The organism is Methanosarcina hadiensis (assembly GCF_046529725.1).
In the GTDB taxonomy this organism is placed as follows: domain Archaea; phylum Halobacteriota; class Methanosarcinia; order Methanosarcinales; family Methanosarcinaceae; genus Methanosarcina; species Methanosarcina hadiensis.
The window spans coordinates 3,823,383-3,847,265 of sequence record NZ_CP136241.1; the positions used below are offsets into that span (position 1 = coordinate 3,823,383).

General features: G+C 41.8%; 20 protein-coding genes. 7 read left to right on the forward strand and 13 right to left on the reverse strand.

The genetic code is table 11. From position 1 onward, the window contains the following. Nucleotides 1-44: 44 nt before the first annotated feature. The gene (locus RSJ42_RS16390; RefSeq protein ID WP_410508312.1) at nt 45-758 is read left to right on the forward strand and encodes a DnaJ domain-containing protein; all 714 of its coding nucleotides are present in this window, start codon (nt 45-47) and stop codon (nt 756-758) included. A 103-nt stretch (nt 759-861) separates the two neighbouring features. Here the strand turns inward: RSJ42_RS16390 and RSJ42_RS16395 are convergent, their stop codons facing one another. From RSJ42_RS16395 to RSJ42_RS16410, 4 genes are all read right to left on the reverse strand, one after another. Next, complete coding sequence (locus tag RSJ42_RS16395; RefSeq protein ID WP_410508313.1) at nt 862-1,647, reverse strand: DUF169 domain-containing protein; 786 nt, start codon at nt 1,645-1,647, stop codon at nt 862-864. A gap of 49 nt (nt 1,648-1,696) precedes the next feature. Continuing rightward, on the reverse strand, nt 1,697-3,316 hold the full coding sequence (sepS, locus tag RSJ42_RS16400; RefSeq protein ID WP_410508314.1) for an O-phosphoserine--tRNA ligase: 1,620 nt from the start codon (nt 3,314-3,316) through the stop codon (nt 1,697-1,699). A 205-nt stretch (nt 3,317-3,521) separates the two neighbouring features. Continuing rightward, nucleotides 3,522-4,154: a haloacid dehalogenase gene (locus RSJ42_RS16405; protein WP_410508315.1), complete on the reverse strand. Its 633-nt coding sequence runs from the start codon at nt 4,152-4,154 to the stop codon at nt 3,522-3,524. Nucleotides 4,155-4,790: 636 nt separating this feature from the next. Further along, nucleotides 4,791-5,063 (reverse strand): UPF0147 family protein, encoded by a 273-nt coding sequence (locus RSJ42_RS16410; protein ID WP_048064806.1) that lies wholly within the window; start codon nt 5,061-5,063, stop codon nt 4,791-4,793. A gap of 245 nt (nt 5,064-5,308) precedes the next feature. Here RSJ42_RS16410 and RSJ42_RS16415 point away from each other — a divergent pair, with 245 nt between their 5' ends. Further along, on the forward strand, nt 5,309-5,944 hold the full coding sequence (locus RSJ42_RS16415) for an Sjogren's syndrome/scleroderma autoantigen 1 family protein (RefSeq protein WP_410508316.1): 636 nt from the start codon (nt 5,309-5,311) through the stop codon (nt 5,942-5,944). Nucleotides 5,945-6,226: 282 nt separating this feature from the next. Here RSJ42_RS16415 and RSJ42_RS16420 read toward each other — a convergent pair whose 3' ends face one another. Further along, on the reverse strand, nt 6,227-8,800 hold the full coding sequence (locus RSJ42_RS16420; RefSeq protein ID WP_410508317.1) for a DEAD/DEAH box helicase: 2,574 nt from the start codon (nt 8,798-8,800) through the stop codon (nt 6,227-6,229). Nucleotides 8,801-9,089: 289 nt separating this feature from the next. Further along, nucleotides 9,090-10,940, reverse strand: a complete 1,851-nt coding sequence (gene glyS, locus RSJ42_RS16425) for a glycine--tRNA ligase (RefSeq protein ID WP_410508318.1) — start codon at nt 10,938-10,940, stop codon at nt 9,090-9,092. A 236-nt stretch (nt 10,941-11,176) separates the two neighbouring features. Between glyS and RSJ42_RS16430 the strand changes: the two genes are divergently transcribed. Beyond that, nucleotides 11,177-11,488, forward strand: coding sequence for a nucleotidyltransferase family protein (locus RSJ42_RS16430; protein ID WP_410508319.1), 312 nt, complete (start codon nt 11,177-11,179; stop codon nt 11,486-11,488). Between the two features lie 64 nt (nt 11,489-11,552). On the opposite strand, the gene RSJ42_RS16435 is transcribed toward RSJ42_RS16430, so the two are convergent. Next, entirely contained in the window at nt 11,553-12,218 is a 666-nt protein-coding gene (locus tag RSJ42_RS16435) for a CPBP family intramembrane glutamic endopeptidase (RefSeq protein ID WP_410508320.1), read from the reverse strand. Between the two features lie 763 nt (nt 12,219-12,981). On the opposite strand from RSJ42_RS16435, the gene RSJ42_RS16440 reads away from it, so the two are divergent. Next, a complete protein-coding gene (locus tag RSJ42_RS16440; protein WP_410508321.1) occupies nt 12,982-13,164 on the forward strand; it encodes a hypothetical protein in 183 nt (60 codons plus the stop codon). Between the two features lie 674 nt (nt 13,165-13,838). Here RSJ42_RS16440 and RSJ42_RS16445 read toward each other — a convergent pair. Further along, a complete protein-coding gene (locus RSJ42_RS16445; RefSeq protein WP_410508322.1) occupies nt 13,839-14,429 on the reverse strand; it encodes an acetate uptake transporter in 591 nt (196 codons plus the stop codon). 383 nt (nt 14,430-14,812) lie between these two features. Here RSJ42_RS16445 and surE point away from each other — a divergent pair, with 383 nt between their 5' ends. Continuing rightward, entirely contained in the window at nt 14,813-15,604 is a 792-nt protein-coding gene (gene surE / locus RSJ42_RS16450; protein ID WP_410508323.1) for a 5'/3'-nucleotidase SurE, read from the forward strand. A gap of 116 nt (nt 15,605-15,720) precedes the next feature. Here the strand turns inward: surE and RSJ42_RS16455 are convergent, their stop codons facing one another. From RSJ42_RS16455 to RSJ42_RS16465, 3 genes are all read right to left on the reverse strand, one after another. Next, nucleotides 15,721-15,882 (reverse strand): hypothetical protein, encoded by a 162-nt coding sequence (locus tag RSJ42_RS16455; protein ID WP_410508324.1) that lies wholly within the window; start codon nt 15,880-15,882, stop codon nt 15,721-15,723. 29 nt (nt 15,883-15,911) lie between these two features. Beyond that, nucleotides 15,912-16,916: a GTP 3',8-cyclase MoaA gene (gene moaA, locus RSJ42_RS16460; protein ID WP_410508325.1), complete on the reverse strand. Its 1,005-nt coding sequence runs from the start codon at nt 16,914-16,916 to the stop codon at nt 15,912-15,914. Nucleotides 16,917-17,306: 390 nt separating this feature from the next. Continuing rightward, nucleotides 17,307-18,914 (reverse strand): hypothetical protein, encoded by a 1,608-nt coding sequence (locus tag RSJ42_RS16465; RefSeq protein WP_410508326.1) that lies wholly within the window; start codon nt 18,912-18,914, stop codon nt 17,307-17,309. Nucleotides 18,915-19,377: 463 nt separating this feature from the next. Here RSJ42_RS16465 and RSJ42_RS16470 point away from each other — a divergent pair, with 463 nt between their 5' ends. Next, on the forward strand, nt 19,378-20,697 hold the full coding sequence (locus RSJ42_RS16470) for a cobyrinate a,c-diamide synthase (protein ID WP_410508327.1): 1,320 nt from the start codon (nt 19,378-19,380) through the stop codon (nt 20,695-20,697). Nucleotides 20,698-20,882: 185 nt separating this feature from the next. On the opposite strand, the gene RSJ42_RS16475 is transcribed toward RSJ42_RS16470, so the two are convergent. Beyond that, a complete protein-coding gene (locus tag RSJ42_RS16475) occupies nt 20,883-21,650 on the reverse strand; it encodes an SDR family oxidoreductase (RefSeq protein ID WP_410508328.1) in 768 nt (255 codons plus the stop codon). A 380-nt stretch (nt 21,651-22,030) separates the two neighbouring features. On the opposite strand from RSJ42_RS16475, the gene RSJ42_RS16480 reads away from it, so the two are divergent. Continuing rightward, complete coding sequence (locus RSJ42_RS16480; protein ID WP_410508329.1) at nt 22,031-22,495, forward strand: glyoxalase/bleomycin resistance/dioxygenase family protein; 465 nt, start codon at nt 22,031-22,033, stop codon at nt 22,493-22,495. A gap of 270 nt (nt 22,496-22,765) precedes the next feature. Here the strand turns inward: RSJ42_RS16480 and priL are convergent, their stop codons facing one another. Then, on the reverse strand, nt 22,766-23,878 hold the full coding sequence (gene priL / locus RSJ42_RS16485) for a DNA primase regulatory subunit PriL (protein ID WP_410510400.1): 1,113 nt from the start codon (nt 23,876-23,878) through the stop codon (nt 22,766-22,768). Nucleotides 23,879-23,883: the final 5 nt, after the last annotated feature.

The window sequence follows — 23,883 nt, forward strand, 5'->3', positions numbered from 1 at the left end:
AGAATGGATCAATAATAAACTATAGTTTCAAAGGGTGAAAAGTGGTGGACTATTATCAATTATTCGATATTCCCAGAACTGCAACTCCCGAGGAAATCGAAGATAAGTACCATTATTATGCAAAAAAATATCATCCGGACAGAGCCAGGTCCCCTGATGCCCACGAAAAATTCATAAAAATTAAAGAGGCTTATGAAATCCTGAAAGACCCTCAAAAAAGAAAGGCGTATGATATTTCCCTGCCGCCAGAGGAAAAGGTAATGGAGATTTCTGCCTCCTCTGATAATTCCAGCAGCCAGGAACCTGCCCAGGAACCCCAGGTACCGGATGCGCCTGAACCGTCAGGTTCCAAATCTCCTTTCAGAACAACCACTATTTCCTATGTTTCTTTCAAATCCGGCAATGATCCGTTAAGCGCCGGTCAGTCAACTTTACAATCTTCCGAATCCCAAGCTATTGACTGGTCCAGATATGTATCTTCTGGAAAGAGTCAGGATTCTGAGGATAATGACTCATCAGGCGAATCAGGCAAAAATGCCGATTGGTCAAGTGTAAAAGTCAGGTATGAAGGGCTAGTGGAAGAGGTCGATGACAGCAAGCACAAAAAACATTCTTCAATGAGTTCTTTTTTGCTGAAAACCTTCGTTTTCGCTCTTGTCCTGGTCTGCCTTCTTGCAACCGTTGCAGTCGTTTCTCCGGGACAGTTAGAAGCTATCGGGCTGGAAAGCGTAGTAAACTTCTTCGATAAACTGGTGTAACAAAAACTAATGAACGAAAACTAATAAACAAAAAACTAATAAAAAAATTAACAAACAAAAATTAGCAAACAAAAACAGGCTAACAGGCGCAATCCATTAACGCTTATTTTGTCGTTTCGGGAAGCTTTGAAAGTCCCTTCTCAATTTCTTTTAATTTTTCAAAAGCAATCCCAAAGGGAACTTCAAAGTCTTTGTATCCACTATGTTTTCTTGATCCTTTGCACCCGAAAGATAAACCTATTCCCTGTTCCAGAGCCAGTACAGTGCAGTCTCCACATATTGAAGCTGCGCCCATTGTATCCACTACTGTCCTTTTTCCTCCGGAGTAAGCGTTTGCCTGGACGACCCGCATGGCTCTCTCAGGTCTGAGGAAGAGGATCAGCACATCAAAACTACCTTTGTTAAGGGATAGAGGCTCGATCACTATTGAGCGAAATTTTCTTTTTAATCTGGGAAGGGAAAGTGCTGCTTTTTCTGCAGCATGTGTATTAATGTACCTGCCGGATTTGAAATAATATTCAGCAGGGCTTTTATCAGAAAGTCCCAGGACATAATCTCCTGGGGAGCATTTCTGCCCTGAGATCCTGAACTTTTCTCCCATGCGGGCTTTTTGCACAAGTTCGCAAAAAAGGAAGCCGGAAAGGAAGCCGGATTTGTCGGGAAGCTCTTCCGTTTTTTTTCCGGCTACTTTTTCTTCTGGAGCTGTCCCCTGGAAAGGTACTGCTTTTTTGAGAGGCTCTGTTCCATGAAGCCCTTCTTTCGTATCTCCTTCTTCTGTTTCAAAAGTGATGCATACCGGCTCTCCAGTTTCCATCAACTTTTTAAGTTCAGGATATCTTGAGATCGGGACTTCCTCTACTGGGATTTCCTCTTTCTGCATACAGCCCATTCCGTTTTGCACTTATTATTCCTGTTTTCAAGTCATTTCTCCGAGTTGTTTACTCGAATTCCGCTTTTACTGAAGTGAAAACAGGGCCTCTGATGTCTATTTTTTTATTTTTGCCTGTGATATAACGCTGGGCAGTGGCTCCTATTTTGAGGTTGACCTCAGAGGGAACCTTAACAATCCGTATCCTGATAATATGCTCGTTTGTTCCGGACATTGCAGCTTCTTCAATTTCCCTGGCAGCCTGGGCTGCAAATGCCTCAATGAAGCGTATGCCTGCCCTGGCAGAGTGGTTTTCGAAAGCTTTCTGCCATTTCTTATTGTTCGGAATTCCCAGAATGTCTCCCTGGTAGGCAACTACTTCATTGAAAGCAGCAGGCCCGCAGAGTTTCGTATTCTCTTCCGGCTCGATTACGGAAACCTTAACCTTTCTTCCGCAGACCTCCCCCTCCCAGGCAGGGAACTCGCAGGGGCTTGGCTGTTCACCATGCAGTTCGCACTGGGCAACAATTGCAGATGCAATCGCGTATCCTTCAGGTGTCTCAGGCATTTTGTCTACGAAAACCTGCTTTGCAAGTCCACTGTCCGGCATTTCCCATTCGCTGTACTGCGGGATCTGCGGGTAGGTTAAAGAGCGTATGTCCGGGGCATCATGCAGGATCATGGCAAGCCTTTCAACTCCAAGCCCGAGGTTCATTACAGGATATGGGATATCGTATTCTGCAAGAGCCGTTGGAGAGTATATGCCGAAAGTTGCAATCTCGATCCAGCCGTCAGAATATTTTGAGTTAGAACCTACAAGTTTCGGGTGGAAAGCAAAGACTTCGGTCTGGGTGTCAGGCACATAATATTTGCTGCGCTTTTCATCTGGCCTGAAAAGGAATTTTTCGAACCCGAACTGCGAAAGAAGTCCTTCTGAGACTGCTTTTCCATGGTCAACAGTTACATTCTCGTCCATAATCACGCAGGAAGCTGAGTAATAAGTCATAAGCCTTGAAGCATCTTCCTGCTGCTCGCGCCTGAAACAGCGGTCTATTGAGAAGAAGTTGAAAGGTGGCTCTTCTCTCTCAAGGAGTGCGCCAAGGGAAATAAACCAGCCGCTTGTCATATGGCTGCGCAGGGTTTTTGTGCTTGCCTGGGGGATAAGTTCCTTAAACTCAGGAAAAACCCTGTCGATCATATCCGCTACAAGGGCATCCGAAACCCCAAGGGATGCAGATATTTCGGGAACAAGGTCGTCTCCCTCAATCTTTCCTTTTTTATAAGCGTGAAGTTCTTTCCTGATTTTATCTATACCCTCCTCCCCTATATCACCCAGTATTCCGGTTATCTGCGCAATACGTTCGTCAGAAATACCGACATTCGGGCGGGGCAGGCCTGCAAGATAGAAACAGCGGTCAAGGACTGCAAGGGCTTCGCTTCCGAACTGTTTGTGAACCTCTTTCTCATCGACTATAAGAGGGTTCATCATTTCTTCAAAACCCATACGTAAATAGGCTTCTCTCAGTCTCTGGATTGTATCATAAACAGGGTGAGCCTTCCCGTATCTCAGGTTTGTCCTCGGGTAGCGCTCGTTAAGGGTAGGCGTTTTGACCATTTTCTTGCCTTCATTCCAGGCAAGGTCAAAGTTTTCCTTTGCATCTTTTTTTATTTTTTCTGGATCAAATTTCATGGGTATCCTCTTGAATTAATTACTGGAATTTGGATCTATCAAACCTTAGGGTTTTATCGTTTATATTTATATGTTGAGATGTTAAAACGTCCAGTGAAATGTACCTGATAATAAGTTTCAGGTAACTAAGTGCTGAATTGTAATCCAATTGTAATAAATAATAAATGGTTTTTAATTAATGCTTTCAGTGCAAATCAGATTTCTTTTATAACCTGGACTCCAGGCTTTTCATTGCACTCTCAAGTTTTTTCTGCTGAATTGCATTTACCACATCGCCGCGTGTTTTTTCGATCAAGGACCGGGACACATCAGTTTTTCGCCTGAGCCCTCCTGTAATTGCATCCGGATAATCAAAGTCCATGAGAACTGCATGGATATTTTCCATAATCTCTAAAAACACTTCGGCTTTCTCAAAGGACTCTTCCCTTATAAGGTCAAGGATATGCCTTCTCAGCTCGCCCACCACATCTCCAAGTCCGTTAAGGTAAGCGGCATATTCAACTCCCAGGTCATCCGGGGAAGGAAGGTTCCGCATCTTTCCATTATCCTTCAGCAGGCTGTAAAGAACTGCAACTTCAGAATACTCCTGCTGTGCATGTTCTACAAATCCGGCATGATAAATATCAGCATGCCCTTCGAACCTGTCTTTAAGCTTTTTTAAAGCTTTTCCAGCCGCTTCTATACTGTTGCCTGCTTTTTCAAAGTCCTTCCCATGCAGGGCAAAACTCGCTGTCCTGCATTCCCTGACAATTTCCCTTGAGATTTTCAATCCTTCTTCTCTGATCCTGTCCTTAAGTTCGAGATTGTTTCTTATCCGGATAGAAATTTCTTCCAGCATTCTTTCTGCCCCCCGGTTTCAGTTTTATGCTTTTTCGTTTTATAGTTTTATTTTAAAACCTTGATTTAACCGTAGCTTACGCATGCACTACAGGTTCAGCGTTATAATTTGCCGTTTTCAGTTCATCAATCTCCGTCACCCTGATTACTTTTTTAAAGACTGGGCAAATTTTTTCCCTGCATAATTCTATTTTGAGACTTTTTATATCATTATCTCTCTTTTTATGTTCTTTTTCACGTATCAACTTATCTATAATAATTACCCTGTCACTCTCTAATTTTTTGGTCTAATATGGGTTTGAACAGAGGAATAGGAAAAAATAGGGAAAAAATAAGGAAAAAACAGAGAAAAAAAGAATAGAAAAAGTAGAAAAAAGAACAGGATTTCTACCCTTAATTTTTATTTCGTCGGTTACCCTTTGCTTCAAATTAATTCCAAAATAAGATGGAGGTGACTGTCAAACTTATCGGCCCACTTCCCTTACATTTCTTTTTTTAGAATCAGGTTAAGTTTGGGATTTTTTTACAGAATCGTCTCAAGAAACGTATCTGAGCTTATTCTTTCCGTGAGCTGATTTTTCTAAAATGCTCTCGGGAAAAATATTTTTACGGAATTAGAAAACTTTTTTCTGTGGCTTTACTCGTCTACCGGAATGGTTTCGAGCTGGCTTGAAAGATTCCAGATTAATGTCCTTGTGTGAAGAGGAAGGTTCGGATCATTGCTTATATCTTCGAGAATGGAAATGCTTGATGCCGCTCTAAGGAAGAGAGGTTCGGATTCGTTGTTCAGGATATCCATAATTTCATTCACAGAACGCCTGATATTTCTTGGGACTGAAGAGTCGCTGGTTATACTATCTAGAACTTGAAGACATTGTCTTATAACTTCTGCTGAGTCATTTGATGACATCTGAATCACCTTCGCAGTCAATTATGATGTAAAATTAGAGCTAATAAATTAGTGTAAGACAGGCTTGTTATATAAAATATTATCGGTGATATCTGAGCCCGATTGCTTCAGGGTCTTCGCTTTTCGGTTTTGTTTATAGATCCTTTTCTGCTTTATGTGTTATAAAGGTAACTTCATATAGAGGGAGCTACAGGAAAAATCCTATAAAATGATTGAGAAACTGTGTAAGAAGGAAGGTCAGGCATATGGATTCTGAGAAAGACAAAAAAGTAAAAAGAATAGCACGTTTCCTGGAACTTGGCGGTACAATGCTTGCTGAACACTGCAAGGTCTGCGGAGCCCCCAAGTTCCGTTACCAGGGAACAGTAATCTGCCCTATCTGTGATGTTCGGGAAGAAGGGGAAGAAGAATCTGCTCCTGAACCTGCTCCTGAATCTGTGGCAGAGGTACAGGCTCCGGAAGCCAGACCTTCTGCTGAAAGGGAAAGGCCGTCTTTTGAATCCAGGAAGAAAGCGCAGGCGCGCAGGCAAAAGCCCAGATTTGGCCAGAGGGCGCCGGAAACCGAAGATGAAGAAGAAAAAACTTTCCAGCCTGTTGAAGAAGAAACCCCAGAAACCCCAGAAACCTTTTATGAAACCGAAGTCGTGGAAAGGATAATTCCTGAAGTCAAGGCTGTACCTGCGGCCCGGACAGAAAGTGAGCAGGAATCCATGGTTTCTACTGCCAGTGGGAACTATAAAATACTGGAAAACCTCCTCCTTAAAAAAATGGTCAGTATTGCAGTTTCCCTGCAGAATGAAAAGAATCCGCGCAGCATTGCTGAACATCTGGAGCTGATTGAGAAAAGTATTGGTCTGATAGAACGGTTGAGGAAAATATAAACCTGAAACCTGATCGAGGTACCTGGTCGAGGTACCTGATCGAAATACTGATTGAGAAGCGTGACCGAAACTAATCATTGGAAACGAAGCTTGCCAGATATGGATCCAGATCGAAACAGAGTAAAAAAGGCACTCATTTTTGATTCAAAAGGGTAACCTCCTTTCTCTATATCCGAAACTGATTTTTCTGGTTTTTCTATTTTTCTAGTTTTCTTTCTAGTTTTTCTGGTTACACATGTACTTCTGGTTGTATTTGAATACGGAAACTTCACAGCCTGTCTTTTATCCTTTATACGGGCTTTCAAGGACTTCTCTGATCCTGGCTGCTGTTTTCGGGCCTATTTGTTTTACTTTTTTGAGCTCTTCTATGTCAGCGCGCATAACAGCTTCTACCGAGCCAAAGTATGAAAGAAGGTTTTTAGCGGCTTTTGGCCCGATATTCGAGATCGAAGAGATAAGATATTCCTGCTGTTCTGCAAGAGTGCTGGCAGATTTTTTTCCGTGAGGATTTATTTCACGTTTATTTTCTGTCTGCTCCCTCTTTGCAAGTATTTTTAAAATAGACGCGGTCTCTTCCTCATCCCGCGAATAAAGGATGGATACCCCAAAATCGATAGCAATAGAGACTAGAGAGCCGTAAATAGCATTTGGATTGATCTGCCTGGATGTAAAAAGGTCTTCCCCTTCGATTATCAGGACAGGTTTTTCATAAACTCTAGAAAGGTCAGAGAGCTGGGCAAAGAGATTGCGTTTTCCATCTATCAGGGAGCTTGCAAAGTCATCAGTACGCTTTCTTTCCACAGCAAGGCGGTCACTTACAATGTAATCTCCTATTTCAAGAGCCATAAAGCTGAGTTCCATGCCGAGCCTATCAAGAGCTTTTGCAACTCCGCATTTTGTTTCCCTGTGGTCGACCACAATTTTAAGGGGTTCTGCTGAATTTTCCCCTGATGCGGCTCCAAAATCCACAAGGGTTTTTTGTCTTTCTTTTATGTTTGCATCAGCTTTTTCGTTTCCTTCTTTCTTTCCGCTGTCACCCGGACTTCTTTCCAGGTTCATACCTGTATCTTCCCGGTCCCCGTTTCCATTTTCCCTGACATCTTCAAGACCGCTACTATCGCCGTCCGGATGTTTGTCTACATCCTCGCTTTCAATTTTATCCCAGATTTCGCTTTCGTTTTCTAGTAACTCCGGCTTCGAGTCCTGTCTTGAGTCTGGCTTCGAGTTTTGTGTTGAGTCCAGAACAAAGGATAAACCTTCAAAATCCGAAAGTGCTGCGCTTTTCTTTGAAGTTTTTGGCCCCAGGACAGCTTCAAGCCCGTGCATACTGTTCAGCATCCTTTTTTCCTTATTTTTGCTGCTCCAGTAATAAGCCTCGTCTCTCGTACCTTTTGTCACAAGAACAGTCACTCTGCCTTTATGCTGCCTGCCTGTCCTTCCTTTGCGCTGGATGCTCCGGATCTCAGAAGGAACAGGTTCATAAAACAGAACAAGATCTGTAGCAGGAATGTCAAGGCCTTCCTCGGCAACAGAGGTAGCTACCAGGACATTATATTCTCCGGCCCTGAACCTGTCCAGGATTTCTACCTGCTTCTTTTGAGTTAGCCCTTTGTCCTTATGGCGCGACCCCTGCCCGACAAAACGGACAGGAATAATTCCGGAGACTTCCGAAAGAGCGTTAGTTACCATTTCAGCGCTGTCTCTATAATTCGTAAAAACAATTACCCGCGAATCGGGGTTTCCTTCAAGCTGCTCGCAAACAATTTTTCTAGTAACCTCAAGTTTGGGATGCTCAACATCGCATTCTTTTACCCTGTAAAGGGTTTTTCGCATATAGAGGTCGTCCATCAATCTTTTTGCAGCCTTGCTCGCATTGCTGGAAGAAGCTTCAGCATCCAGTTTTTCCAGGTATTTTCTAAGAGCCTCAATCCCCTGGGTTTCCACCATTTCCACTGCATGGTTCACTTTCATTATTTCTGCGACCACGGACATGGCAGAAAAGATTGCAGGATCTCCTCCTATCCTTATTTCTCCCTGAAGCTTTTTCTGGAGGAGCAGGAGGTCTTTTTTAGAGACATACTTCCCGCTGCCCACAGAAAAGCCCATATTTCTGATAATTGCAAGCCTGTCATTGAAAATCTTTTCCAGATAGCTTCTTATCTCTGCCATTTCCGCAGGAAGATTGACATGAAGCCACTCTATTTCTTTTTCCTGCACATACGGCTTAACGTCCCTGTCTTTTTCCGTTTTTACGGCAACGTTCTGGACGTGCAGGGCTTCGCAGACCTCTGAGATTTTCTCATCCGAACTTCCAGGGCTTGCAGTAATTCCGAGGATATGCGGATTTCTCGCGCTCTCAAAATACTTCTCCGCAATAAAGGTATAAGCATAATTTCCGACTGCCCTGTGAGCTTCGTCAAAAGTGATATGGCTTACGTCCTCAAGGCCGATCCGTCTGGTAAGGATATCATTTTCAATTACCTGAGGAGTTGACACTATGAGTTTTCCCTGCGCCCAGAGCCTTTCCCTTTCTGTGGGAGAAATGCTGCCAGTAAAAGCAAGAACCTCTTCTTCAGGAAGAGCCATTACCTTTTTAAAGAAAGCTGCGTGCTGCTCAACAAGAGGCTTTGTAGGAGAGAGAATAAGGGCTTTTCCTCCGAATCGCTGGAGCCGGGATGCAATTACAAAAAGAGCTATAATTGTTTTTCCGAGCCCTGTAGGAAGGACAACAAGGCTCGAGCCTTCAAGAGCTTTTCCTGCGAGGTTAAGCTGGTAGAGTCTCTGCTCAACGGTATCAGGCTTTATCAGCGGATGACTCATGAATGCTGGTTTTTCAGGAAAAAGACTTTCGCTCATCTTAATTCGGGGGCTTTGAGTTTTACTTCATATAACTATTCTTCTTTAAACTGTTTTGCTCTAAACTATTTACTCTAATATTTTACTCTAAACTATTTACTCTAATATTTTACTCTAAACTATTTACTCTATATTAAGTTATTATTTAAGTAATTAAAAATTAAGGTTTTGCTGCAGGCTCTTCATCCCACAGCTCAGAAATTTACCATTTATTTACTATTTGTACTTAGTTCTTTAATTAATTCCTTAATTAATTCCTTAATTAATTCTTTTTAACCAATTCTTTAATTCAGAAATTAAAGGGTTTACCTGCAGATTCGAAATTTCTGCCCCTGTAAATCAGCTCATAAAGCACATTTTCGATCCCGCTGATAGGAGCCCTGATCTGCCTCATGGAGTCCCTGTCCCTGATTGTGACAGTCCTGTCCTGAAGGGTGTCATAATCCACAGTAACCGAGTATGGAGTTCCTATTTCGTCATTTCTCCTGTAGCGGCGCCCAATAGTGCCTGAGTCATCATAGTTGACAAGCAGGTTCTTTTCCCTGAGGCTTGCGACAATTACTTTTGCCGGGTCTGCAAGCTCTTTTCTGGTCAGGAGCGGGAGAACTGCCACCTGAACAGGGGCAACTGCACTTGAGAAGTGCATTACAAGACGGGCTTCCTCTTCGCCTTCTCCCTCAGCTTCATCCTTTGCAGTTTCAGATCCTTTTTCTGCCTTCTCTGCTTTTTCTGCGCCTTCTATTGCCTCCGCACCTTTGAGCCCGGATTCTGCTGCCTTCTGGGCAACATTTTCCTCGTCAAAGGCGTGCTCCATGACACCGTAGAAGATCCTGTCTATTCCGTAAGAAGGTTCAATGACGTGAGGAATTACGTTTTCTCCACTGACTTTTACGGTTTCTTCGGCGAAGTCAACCACATCCGAACTGACGGTCAGTTCTTCTCCGTCCACGGTAACTATGATCTGGTCCTTTGAGAGCTCTTCTTCAGAAAGCTGTTTTAAGGCATCTGCAACGGCTTTTGCTTTACCCTTAAAAAGAGGGCCGAGTTTACCCATATTCGGTTTTACAACAAAGCGGGTAACCATTTTGGGCTCGTCATATTCAACGTAAACGTAAAGGTCGGTTTTGCTAACTCTTGCATGGGCTTTAAGGTCATAGTCCGTCCTGTCGGCAATCCCCACGATTTCAACCCAGCCGAAGCGCTCTGTTTCAATTTCAGCGTCCCAGCAGTCGATTGCATAGTGCGCCATCTCATCTGTAAGGTGCTGTCTGAACCTGAGTTTTGCAGGGTCCATTCCTACTTTTGTCAGGAACTCATTGGTAAGCGCAATATTGTAGCCCAGAACTTCATGGGCAATGACTCCGCTCTTCACAGCTTCCCGTACAGTCATCCTGATGGATTCGCCCTTTTTCTGCGCTTCCTGTGAATAAAGAGTAAGTTCCTTATCTGCGAAGCGCTCGAATTTGGGGTGCTTCTTGTTCCTCGGATCAACAAAGATCTCACACTCAGCCTGAGTGAATTCCCTGAGCCTTATAACACCCTGCCTTGGTGCAATCTCGTTCCTGTAAGACTTGCCTATCTGCACAGCCCCGAAAGGCAGCTTATCCCTATAAAAGCGGGACAGCCTCTGGAAGTCTACAAACATCCCCTGCGCCGTTTCAGGCCTGAGGTAACCCTGCCTTCCGGTTCCTGGCCCTATTGTGGTCTTGAACATCAGGTTAAACTCATAGGCTTCCCCGAATTCTCCACCGCACTCAGGGCATCTGATTCCGTTTTTCTTAATAACCCTTGTAAGGTCTTCTGCGCTCAGGGTCCCTGCCGCCTCTGTCACATCTTCTACAAGATGGTCAGCCCGGAAAGCCTCTTTACAGTTCATGCACTCACAAAGTGGATCAGAAAAGCCTCCAACGTGCCCGGATGCGATAAAGACGTCTTCAATGCCTATAGTCGGGCACTCAATTTCCATATGCCCTTCCTGAATAACGTAAAATTCTCTCCATATCTGCTCTATTCGCCTCTTGAGCGTGCTCCCTAGAGGTCCGTAATCGTAAAAGCCACGGCTTCCGCCATACAGCTCAAATGAGTTCCATAAAAAGCCGCGGCGTTTTGCCAGCTCAAATACTTTTTCATATTTATCCATTTTATAAGTCCTCGTGATATTGATTGGGGGATATCAGGTAATCGTGAATTTTTAATTTGCTAGAAATAATAGATGGATAAAGGGAATCATTATATTAAATTTGCACTGCTCTGAGACGATGGGTAGAGAAGTAGAAAGATGATAGTTAACGGTAAGATTTAGCTACATCTACTCAAATTTAAAGTTCTCTGCAACTAACATTAAATTCAAGTATTGAAACTCTAAATGAATAACGGATGAGCATTCCTTCCCCTATCTACCAAAAAAGCATTCAGGAACTGAGATCACTTATTTTTGAAACTTTTAAAGATGAAAATGTTATCGTTATACTTTTTGGTTCCAGGGCTAGAGGAGATTATAGTAGAGTTTCAGATATTGATATTGGAATTCTTCCGGAAAACGATCTTGATAAGAAGAAAATAGTTTTATTAAAAGAAAAAATTGATGAACTTAACATACCCTATACCGTTGACATTGTAGATCTTTCTAGAGTTTCGAAAACTTTTAGAGAAAGGGCTCTTAGAGATGGTGTTGTATGGAAAAACTAATTCTCAGGCGCGTCATCCAAAGTGTTGAAGCACAGGGCTAAAACTTGCTTTTTTGTGCTTGTTTTTAATCCAATACCTTTCTGCTCTTGACTTTCCATTTTGCTTTCCATAATAGCGCAATTCCCAAAATAGTAAGAATTAACATCTGCCAGTTTTGTGAAAGCGGACCCAAACCAACCGTCCCTTCAATGGAATCACGAACCTCATCAAATGCGGCATGGTAAACGGTCGCTACGGCTAAACTCTGCGTGCTTGACCATATGTAGGCAAATACAACTGCATGCATAATTGTCGGTATCAAACTGATAAGCATAATAAGCGGCACTGAAATGAGAGGATTTCCACCTAATTGCGTTCCCATCACAACTACAACTGGCAGGTGCCATACCCAGGTGATAAAGCCGTGCAGAAGCAGTGCATAGCGGGTACTGTATCGCGTGAATAAACGGGGCAACAGATATCCACGCCAGCCAAACTCCTCACTAAAAGCCGGAATAAGCGTAATTGTAAAGCTAAGTAAAAACTCAGCCAGAATGGTTGTGATGTTTACGTCTTTAGGAGCTTCATAAATCCCCAGAAGCTGTTCAACGATTCTCGAAAAAGCCCACAAAAATAATGCAAGCCCAAACGCGTATACATAATGCCCGGGTTTGCCCCACTGCCAGCCGGCATCTTCAAACCCGTCCCTGAACACAAGCCTGCCGGCAATATAAGTGCCGACGGCAACCATTATCATTGATAATAAAAGGAGAGGTCTAAAGGCTTCCCCTAAAAGCGGGTACGCTATCTGAAAAGGCCATGAAAGCGCGATAATAATTAGCAAATAGATTTTCAGTGAAAAGGGGCGAGCAGAGATTTCGTTTTTCATGAAAAATAATAATTTAAATTGTAATATATACTTTATTAAATTTTATCTCTGCACCAGGGGATAGCCAATATGGAAGTTCATTCCAAATCTTTGCGCTCCTGTAATATTAAGATGCGAGAGGAAATAAAGGAAAAAAAGCAATCGGTTGATTACCTCCGATCTGCGCTCAGGTAGCATTTTGCATAACAAATTCTGGTCATGACTAAAAACCCGATACTATCTTCTTTTTTCAATCCAGGACCTTTAAGCTTTGTTTTGTTTTCGTGGCTTCTCTCCTTTTACCATTAATATTCAACTTATTTTTTCTAATCTATGGCTAAAAGGTTCATTGAAAGGCGTGTAAATTATTCATAAATTCATATAAAATTCTCTTATACAAGCTCAACAAGTTTTAATATGACAAGCTTCTAAAGCTAGAGTCGGTGGGGTAAGATATGGCATTTTCAATATGGAGATGCCTCTTCAAGACTATGTCGGATAGTGTATGCTATGAAGGACGTCTTCAAACAGAAGGCTCCTCCTGAGACTATGTTGGATAAAAAATATCCCGTACAGGGCATTTTCAAACAGGGAATGCTTTGAGGTAACGTCTAATAGAATACATTATCAGTGGGGTTAAGATAAAATGTTAGGAAAAAGTTTGCAGGAAATCGTAAAAACCGTAATAGAACAGAGAAGTATACATCCGGAAACGATTGTGGAGATAGGGGAATGGCTCCATAGTCTGGAATTTCTAACAATGAAGGTGATAATGTTTTCTTTAAGCGTTTATCACCTGTATGAATACACAATTAAACATGTACTTTAAAATTAGAAAAATACGCTTCAAAGCTGAAAATATGCTTAAAATAATTACTTTAACTGCAGCTGATTAACTTCTGCAGGTTTGCCTCCTTTCAAAACTGAATTGAAATTGCTCTTTACCAGAGCATAACTTTCCGGGCTAAAGTTGAGAGAAACCCGATAAAATACCAGTCATCAGCGGCCGGTTAAAGTAGACAAACTTTCTAACCCTTGTATTTCAGGACTTACACGGATCAACTATGACCTGTAAGAAACCGGAATCTACGAACCTGAGATCCCAAAAGTTAAAGCAAAATGCTTTTTCAGTGCTCAGGTCTTTCAGATTCCATTTTATAACCGTGTAAGTCATTCTTAGAAAGGGTTTGTTTCAAGCCTGGTTTAAAAGCTCCTGAGGTTAAAGTAACCCATGCAGGAAGGATCTAACACCTTCTTTAACGCCCCGCCGGTTTCAAAATTACGGGTACAAGAACAACTGGAACTGAAATAACCAGTTATAAAATTAGAAAAGGAGGTATTCCGGATCAAAAAGAATCAGGGCCTGAAATGTTTAAACAAACAGCCCTGTGTTTTATCTTTTATTTCGGCATTTATGCCGTTGTATTTTTTTCTTTTAATTCCATACATACTTTTTCTTGGCCAATTTGTTTATTCCTTATCTCGCTTTCAGTTTTTCGATCCTCATATTGGAGCAACTGTCCTTCCGTACGCATCATTAAGCACTTCCGCAAGGCCGGTATATAGGGATGCAAGACCCAGGATAAGCCCTACATAGCCAGCTATAACTAGAAGGCCTGTGTTCCCTGTAGCATTTACGATGGCCAGCAGCATGAACAGTACGAAAAGGACCACAAAAACAAACATTATAGCTTTACTGCCCAGCTTCAAGGTTGCTAATAGCATAACGAAGGTATAGACTCCCCAGAGGAAGAGGTAGGCTGCAAGTGCTATAGGCTCAGGTCCTTCAATCCAGCCAATTAAAGGCATAAGTATCAGTCCTGCAAGGGAGAACCAGAAAAGCCCGAACGCACAGAATGCCGTACCTCCGAATACACTCCCCTTTTTCCATGCCATAATACCCGCGATGACCTGAGCAAAACCTCCAAGGAATATTGCCATGGACACGATCATTGAATCTACAGGGTAAAGTCCTATATAACTGAGGCTTAAGAGAACCGCAGAAAGGCCAAGGCCAGTAAATCCCAAAGGTGAGGGATTTGCAGTTTTGTCTTTTATATTTACATATGCTTCTACTTTCTCTTCTTCTACCATCAACACCACTCCCCGGATTTCTCCGGATTTTAATCGTTTATTGGATTTTAATCATCTATTAATAACTATCAACAGTTATAAGTTCACACAATTACCAGTAATAATGGATACTCCAGCCGACATTCTTTTATCCATGATAGAGAACAAAAAAAATAACCTGAGCTAACTCCCGTTTCCCCTTTTCATCTCCAGATCTCAGGGTTTATTTTCACCCCCATTATACATTTCTTATTAATATATATTCACGATAATATATTATTTTTGTTTCTATAATTCTCTTTGAATAAAATCTGGTCTGGAAATCGTCTGTCTGCAGCGTGAAAGTAAGATTAGTGCAGCGTTTCCATAAATTTTAAATTAACCTGCAACTTATGGGAAAGTAGATGGTCCCAAAAATTCTCGTTACAAATGATGATGGTGTTTATTCGACAGGCCTGAAAGCCGCTTTTGACAGCGTTTCGGACCTTGGTGAAGTTACAATTTCAGCTCCTGCCGTCCAGCAAAGCGGAGTGGGCCGCTCGATTTCTATCTTTGAGCCTCTCCGGATCACGAAGACCTATGTAGGGGGCATACCTGCCTATGCTGTGGGAGGCACTCCTACGGATTCTGTAATCCTCGGCATTTTCACGATTCTGAAAGGTATGCCTGATCTGGTTCTCTCCGGTTTTAACATTGGAGAAAACATAAGCACGGATACTATTACCACTTCGGGTACTATCGGAGGCGCCCTTGAAGCTGCAAGTTACGGAGTCCCGGCAATTGCCGCTTCCATGCAGGTGCTTGATGAAGGACAGAAGTTCGATGACCCCAGGGACTATCACAGGGAGCGCTTTGAAGCCGGGATAAAAGTTGTTAACAGAATTGCCCGCAATGTCCTTAAGCACGGAATGCCGGAAAATGTAGACCTTCTGAATATCAATATTCCTTTCCATGCCGAAGAGGATACTCCGGTAGAGATTACCCGCCTTGCCAGAAAAGTCTTTAAAACCGATGTTGAAGAGCGTCATGACCCCAGAGGCAGGCCTTACTACTGGATTGCAGGCGACCTTATTCGAGAAGAAGAGGAAGGGACTGATGTGCATACAATAATGCAAAAAGGGCATGTATCAATAACTCCGATTTCACTTGATTCAACAGCAAGGATAGAGTTTTCTGAAATCGAAAAATACCTTTGATGGCAACAAAGCCGCGCTATATAAGTTAACTAAAAAAGAATAGAGCCTGTGCTGGACATACACCAGCTTTACTTTTTATTTCGGAAAAAACTCTTTTAAATCTCTTTTTTCTTTTCTTACTTTGATTCGTCCTGTTCTATATGAATAGAAATTTCTTTCCATTCACTGTCGATTGTGTGAAGGGTTTCTACCATTGCCTTGATAACATTACCTACAATTGTCTGGACAAATTCATTCATCGGGATTTTTCTGCCATCTACAAGAAGTTCGATTTTCATTTTTTTCTCCTCTCTGAGTGTTTTTTTCCTTACTCTTTTGCTTTTTCCAGCCTTTTAACTTCTATAATCGGTATATAATAAGGCTTTCTGCGGCTTACTGCAAGCCTGAGAAGTTTTTCTATTTCTTCGGGGCTTTTTGCTTCTCCTATATCAACAAGATTATCGTGAACAAGCAGACATGGCTTAAATTTCCCATCTGCTGTAACCCTGAGCCTGCTGCAGTGCGCACAGAACTCCGAATTATCCATCGGGCGAACGAATTCAACTTCAACTCCATCGATTACATATTTTTTTCTATGGTGCAGGTGCCGAACCATTACTTCACTCGCTCTTTCTTCGAGATTTTTTTCAAGGGCTTTTGAATCAATAGTAAACTTTGAAAGCTCAGGGTCAATATTCATGAGCTCGATGAGCTGCAGGATTACTTTTCCTTTATAAGGGCGGATGAAGTCCATCATTGCATCAATTTCATTCTCGTTTATGCCTTTGAGGAGCACCATATTCAGTTTCACCGGAGTAAGTCCGGCTTTTACCGCGCTGTCTATACCCCTGATTACTTTCTCAAGGGTCCCAGGCGGGGCTCCGGTGATTCTTTCATATTTCTCGGGGTCAAGAGTGTCCAGGCTTATATTTACCCTGTCCAGACCTGCAGATTTGAGAGTTTTTGCACGTTTTTCAAGCATGACTCCGTTTGTAGTCGCCGAGACTTCTTTTAAAGGAGGAAGACAGGCAAGGATATCTTCGAAGTCTTTTCGGAAAAGCGGTTCTCCTCCTGAAAATTTTACTTTACGGACTCCGAATTTTGCTGCCTCTCTGATAATATTACAGATCAATTCCGGGCTCATTTCCTTTCCTACGGGACCGCAAGCGCAGCAGTCTGCCCCTTCATTATGGCAGTACATACAGGAGAGATTACACCTATCAGTAATGGATATCCGAAGTCCGGTTACTTTTCGCCCGTAAGGATCGACCAGGAATTTTTCTTCTTTTTCTTCCCGAAACAGGAAGTTTTTCCCTGAATTTTTGTCTTTCATATTTCCCCGGCATATTTATATTATAAAGGTAATAATATTTTTTTGTAGAGTCCCGATCCGGTTATCTGGAATAATAAAAAGCTCAATGACTAAAATAATATCTGGTAGCGATATGTATCGCCTACTATAATACCTAATTGCAGCTAATATAAATCGATAGCGCATGTTGTTTAAAAAACTCGTGGAAAAAATATTGAAGCTTGAATTCTACTCGGTATTTAGCGAAATAGTATCCAAAAATCAGATAAATTTACTGTTTTTAAATTGTTAAAAAAGCTATCTGAAAAATAGTAGTTATATTCAATAGTTCCATTTTAACTTTATGTGCGGAGAGCATCTCTAACTCTCCAGCACATAAGTTAGCTTTTGGCCCGAATTATAATTATTCGTTTACCTTGTACAGTCGCTTCCGCTTACTGTTTCTTCTTTATCGTCTTCACAGTCGTTTCCGCTTACTGTTTCTTCTTTATCGTCTTCACAGTCGTTTCCGCTTACTGTTTCTTCTTTATCGTCTTCACAGTCGTTTCCACTTACTGCTTCTTTTTTATCGTCTTCACAGTCGCTTCCGCTTACTGTTTCTTCTTTCTCGTCTTCACAGTCGCTTCCGCTTACTGCTTCTTCTTTCTCGTCTTCACAGTCGCTTCCGCTTACTGCTTCTTCTTTCTCGTCTTCACAGTCGTTTCCGCTTACTGCTTCTTTTTTATCGTCTTCACAGTCGTTTCCGCTTACTGCTTCTTTTTTATCGTCTTCACAGTCGTTTCCACTTACTGCTTCTTTTTTATCGTCTTCACAGTCGTTTCCACTTACTGCTTCTTTTTTATCGTCTTCACAGTCGCTTCCGCTTACTGCTTCTTCTTTATCGTCTTCACAGTCGCTTCCGCTTACTGCTTCTTCTTTATCGTCTTCACAGTCGCTTCCGCTTACTGCTTCTTCTTTATCGTCTTCACAGTCGCTTCCGCTTACTGCTTCTTCTTTATCGTCTTCACAGTCGCTTCCGCTTACTGTTTCTTTTTTATCGTCTTCACAGTCGTTTCCGCTTACTGTTTCTTCTTTATCGTCTTCACAGTCGTTTCCGCTTACTGCTTCTTCTTTATCGTCTTCACAGCTGTTTACTGTTGTAGTACATGCCTTTTTACAGGTTGTTTCTTCATCTGCACCGCAGCCTTCCGATACAGTAACTCCACAGCTTGTTTCGTCAATCGGTACATACCAAGCGACTCCACAGTCATCTTCCGATACAGCTGCAGTGTTTCCACAGTCGCTTACCACGGTACATGTATCGTCACAGTTGTCTGAATCATCAGAGTCGCTTACCGTTGCAGCACATGGAGTACCACAGTCTGAATCACAGCTACATGACTCACAGTCACAATTCCCCTGTGCACATGCTTCGCTGGATTCGCAGTCACATTCTTTACAGTCAGATGAATCACAATTTGCCTTGTCATCAGAGTTGCTTACTGTTGGAGTACATTTATTGTTACAATCACACTCTTCACAGTCACAATTCCCCTGTGCACAGGCTTCTCTAGATTCGCAGTCACATTCTTCACAATCAGATGAATCACAGCTTGCCTGTCCACAACCCGCAGTTTTTCCATTTATTGATTGACCAGAATCTGGAGTAGATGCGCAGTTACACGAATCACAGTCACATTTTGATTGGGCGCAGGCTGAAACAGACTTACAATCGCATGAATCACAGCTTGCCTGTCTGCAACCTGCAGGAGCGTTAGAGGAAGCCCCTGCAGTTAAACTTGATATTGCATTCTCACAACCTGCAATAGAATTGCAGTCACATGAATCACAGTCACAATCTGCCTGGTTGCAAGCTATTATAGACTTACAGTCGCATGAATCACAGCTTGCCTGTCCGCAATCTGCAGGGTTTACTGTAGATTTACTACAGGTAGCTCCTGCAGCAATCAAACTTGACACCATTATTAAAATAGAAACACATGACAGAATTTTCACAATTGGTTTTTCATTAAAGCGCATTTTGTTCCTCCAATTGTTCCAATAATTTCGTCTTATCTTGCTCTTTTTATGTGAGAAGATATGGAACCTAAGAATGTCGATACCGTGAAATATTTAAAAATACTTATCTGACTTCCCAAAATTAAAATCAAAAAAAAGAATCTAAGCCTTCATTATAAAAAATAAAACAGATAAAAGACGCCTAAAACTTGATAAATCTATATAAAATAGTAAAAATAAGTTTAAAACTTTATAATACTTTATTCTATTTTATAATGCTATATCTTGCACTCAATTATAAGTTCCTTAATACTTTAAAAATTTTTAGATTAATTGACCCTGTCCGATCCAAGTTTTTTTTAGAAAATATGAATGAATCATATTATTTCGCAATTGCTATTCATTAATCTTTTTAAATAATGTAAGAAGCTCGAAACGGTCTGGTTAATAGGCTTATATATATTAATTATACAATAGTTACCAAATGACAAAAGGAATACTTATCGCAGGAACCCATAGCGGAGTTGGAAAAACTACAGTCTCCATGGGTATTATGGCTGCTCTCAAGCACAGGCAGCTAAAAGTCCAGCCTTATAAGGTAGGCCCGGATTATATCGACCCTTCTCATCACACCGCAATCTGCGGACGCCCCTCCCGAAACCTGGATACATACATGATGGGGACGGAAGGTGTCAGGCAGACAGTCGCCCGCACGTCTGCAGATGCTGACATTGCTGTTGTTGAAGGAGTTATGGGCCTTTTTGATGGAATCGATTCTACGGAAGTTGCGAGCTCGGCACACGTAGCAAAGACTCTTAATATTCCGGTGGTTCTGGTAATCAATGTACACGGCATGTCCAGAAGTGCCGCAGCCCTTCTGAAGGGTTATTCAGAGTTCGATCCGGAAGTCAGGATCGCAGGTGTTATCCTTAACCAGGTAGGAAGCCCCCGGCATGCAGAGCTTGTAAGGAATTCGCTTCCTGGCAATATTCCTATTATCGGCACAATTCCCCGACGGAAAGATATTGAGGTTCCTTCAAGGCACCTGGGGCTCTATATGGCCCATGAAAAAGACTATAATACTGCAGAAATGGCAGCATTTATCGAAGAAAATGTTGACCTTGATGCAGTAATTGGGCTTGCTGAGCCCTGTTCGGTTCCTGAAACTGATATCGTACTGAGAACTGGAAAAGATCTCAGGATTGGAGTTGCCTGGGACCCTGCTTTTTGCTTCTACTACCGGGATATGTTTGACGCATTCGAAGATAATGGAGCAGAAGTGGTATTTTTCAGTCCAATGGAAGGGGAAGTCCCTGATGTGGACGGAATTTATCTTGGAGGCGGCTATCCCGAGCTTTATGCAGAAACCCTCGAAAACTCAGAAACTACCCGGAAATTGAAAGGGCTTGCATCTGACGGTCTGCCTATCTATGCGGAATGTGGCGGCTTGCTCTATCTCTGCGGGACTTACGAGGTAGATGACCGTGTCTATAAACTGGCTGATGTCGTGCCTGCAAATACTCGCATGACGAACCGGCTGAAGGCTCTCGGATATACCGAAGCCCGCCCTATTGACAAAAATTTCTCTTCGCGCAATATCAGAGGCCACGAGTTCCATTACTCGCTTACGGAATGCGACAGAGATGCCAGGTTTGCATATGAAATGATCCGCGGGAAAGGGATACAGGACGGTTTTGACGGACTGATTGAGCATAATACTCTAGCAGGGTATATGCATTCTCATCCTGCAACCTTCCCGGTAGAAAAATTCGTGCAAAAATGCAGGGAATATAAAAAACGGTAAATTATATTGAAACATATTTCTTCTGGAATTTTGGAAAAAAAGAGCGTAGTTGAAACAGTTGTGAGAGAGTTAAATGAGAGATAAGAATTCTCTTTTTAATCTCTTTTTTACTGCTGTACCATCCTTATCTTTTAATTAATCGAAATACTCGAAATTCAGCTCTTTACAAACAGCAATGTTTTATATTATAGTGCTGTCCAGCCGCCGTCAACTGTAATTATCTGACCTGTAATGTATTTTGATTCCTCGGATGCAAGGTAAACGACTGTTGTATCCAGATCTCCGGATTTTCCTGCACGCCCCATAGGACACATGAACTCGATGATTTTCTCAAATTCCGAGTCAGCAACAACTCCTTCTGCCATTCCAAGGGCAAAGTAACCGGGTCCGATTGCATTAACAGTAATGCCTTCTTTTGCCCATTCGGTTGCCAGAGATTTGGTAAGCATCAAAACCCCTCCCTTTGTTGAGCAATAGGCTGTGACCGGCATCCCTTTCATTGAAACTGTTGAGTGGATTGATCCGATGTTAATTATTCTTCCATATTTTTGCTTTAACATTACTTTTCCGACTTCGCGAGCAAAGAAATAAACACCGTTCAGGTTGGTATCAATCATTGAGCGCCACATTTCATCAGTGGTTTGTTCTGCTTTGTCGACGAGTCCGAGGCCGGCATTGTTTACAAGGATATCGATTCTACCGAAGTCTTTTTCTACTTTTTCTACGGCGTTTTTGATCTGGTCTGTTTGCGTTACATCGCATACGTAATAGCGGCAGGTAACTCCAATTTTTTCAATTTCCTTCTGTACTTCCTTCAATTTTTCTTCGCGGCGTGCGACCAGAGCAATATTTGCCCCCTGGTTTGCCAGAGCCCTGGCAAAATCTACCCCAAGCCCGGATGAGGCTCCTGTTACAATGGCAACTCTTCCCGTTAAATCAAATAGGTTTTTCATTTCTCAATCCTCCCGATTTTTTCTTTAAATTTTTAGTAATTCAGTGACCTTAAATCTTTGTCTGTTAACCTTACGATTATTTCTAAATCAATACTTTCAGTCTGTTAGGCTGAGATTAATAAATATCGAAATAATCTTCAGGAACAGAGGTAATATACTGGAACAATGCTTAGAGAATTATTGAATGTGTTTTTATCAATTGACCGGTAATCTGGAAAATAACCTGAAATAATTAATCTGGAAAATAATCTGAAATAATTAATCTGGAAAATAATCTGAAATAATTAATCTGGAAAATAATCTGAAATAATTAATCTGGAAAATAACCTGAAATAGTGAGCCATATTCAGTATCATGCTCATGCAAAAGAAGGAATAAATATGAAATTTATATGCCCGCTTATTGTTGTTGCCAACATGGAAATCTCCAGGAATTTTTATGAAAAGGTTCTCAATCAAAAAGTACAGTACGATTTTGGAGAAAATGTGTCATTTGAAGGCGGCTTTGCCATACATCTGAAATCACATTTCTCAGATTTGATAGGCATAAACAAAAATGATATCATTCAAAAATCAAACAATTCCGAACTGTATTTCGAAGAAGAAGATCTGGATAGCTTTCTCCAAAAGCTCAGAACCACTGATTCTATAAAATATGTGCATGAATTAAAAGAACAGCCCTGGGGACAACGTGTTATCAGATTTTATGACCCTGATATGCATATAATTGAAGTTGGCGAACCAATGGAAAGTGTAGTAAAAAGGCTCCTGAGAGAAGGGTCATCAGTTGAAGAAACCTCAAAACGCACTTTAATGCCAGAAGAATTTGTCAGGCAGTTTTTATGAACGGCCAGTGACTGGCAGTTCTGAATTTTACTTTCATTCTTCTATTACTTCTTTTATATTCCTCAATCATTACCTGTTATTTTCTTTAATTTCTTTATAATTCTCTTTAATTTCTCTATAATTTTCTTTGATTCCTCTATAATTTTCTTTGATTCCTCTATAATTTTCTTTGATTCCTCTATAATTTTCTTTGATTCCTCTATAATTTTCTTTAATTCCTCTATAATTTTCTTTAATTCCTCAATTATTCCTTTATTTATTTTTTATTCTTCAATTATTCCCCTTTTTCTCTTTTATTTCATTTTCATTTCCTTTTTCTCCCCCGCCACTCTCTTCATTTTTCTTTTGTTTTGCCCCCTCTGTCTGTTCCTTTTCTTTATTTTTTATGAACACCCTTCTCTCGTAATAACCCAGAGGATGGCTGATTTTTTCACAGAGCCTGTCTTTCCCAACACAATTGCCATACGTCCTCATCGTGTCGCAGGCAGGCGGTTTATATGCATTGCCTGTGGAGCCTGCAATATGCTCTATCTGATAGAGGGTTTTTTCCGTATCAAAATCTGGAGAGACATTGAAAAGGTTGAGGATCTCGTCTACTGACATACCCACATTAAGCAGGAAAGAAGTCATCGCAAACCGCATTGAATGGGCCAGGTTCACTCCACCCTGCACATTAGCAAGTGCATGAGCAATGCAGGGAGGAAAGAGCTCAGGTTCAACAGCTCCGAAGTCCGTAGCACCGAATTTCTTTTTCTGGACCTCAAACTGTTCTTTGATCCCGGCAACATAGGGAGCACAGAAACTGGAAACTTCTGGCGGAATTTCCGGAATAGGGAAGGACTGTTCTATTCTTTCCCTTATTGCTTCTTCAAGGAGCCTTGCAAACTCTTCTTTTGTGATTTTTATTTTGCCTGCCCTGAGCTGGCGGTTTGTCAGTTTCCAGGATGGGTCTTTCAGGGAGTTTGAAAACCGGATATAATCCGTAAAATGCATGCCAAAATAAGAGTCCTGAAAATCTGCTGAGATCCCGAAATCGTCCCCGAATTCGAGCAGAAAGTCCGGGGTTTCGTTTCTCAAAAAAGCATAGGCAGACTTGGCTTCTGCCAGGGCATAGCGCCGGGTAAAGAGCTGATCATCCACACAGGCAACCAGCATCCTGGCAAAGGGATAGGAAAGGAGTTCTGAAAGAACCTGGGCTTCTCCTGAGAGAGGGGATTTTTTAATTTCTCCTTCAAGAGCCTCTTTTACCCTTTCTATTCCACGAACCCTTGCAGCCCTGTAGGCTCGTGAATTAAGGAGGCTCTCTAAAGAAATTCCCAGGTTTCCAACGTGGGCAGATGCTTCTGAAGTAAATGGGTAATATGCAAGTTTTTCTGCCTGCATGCCAT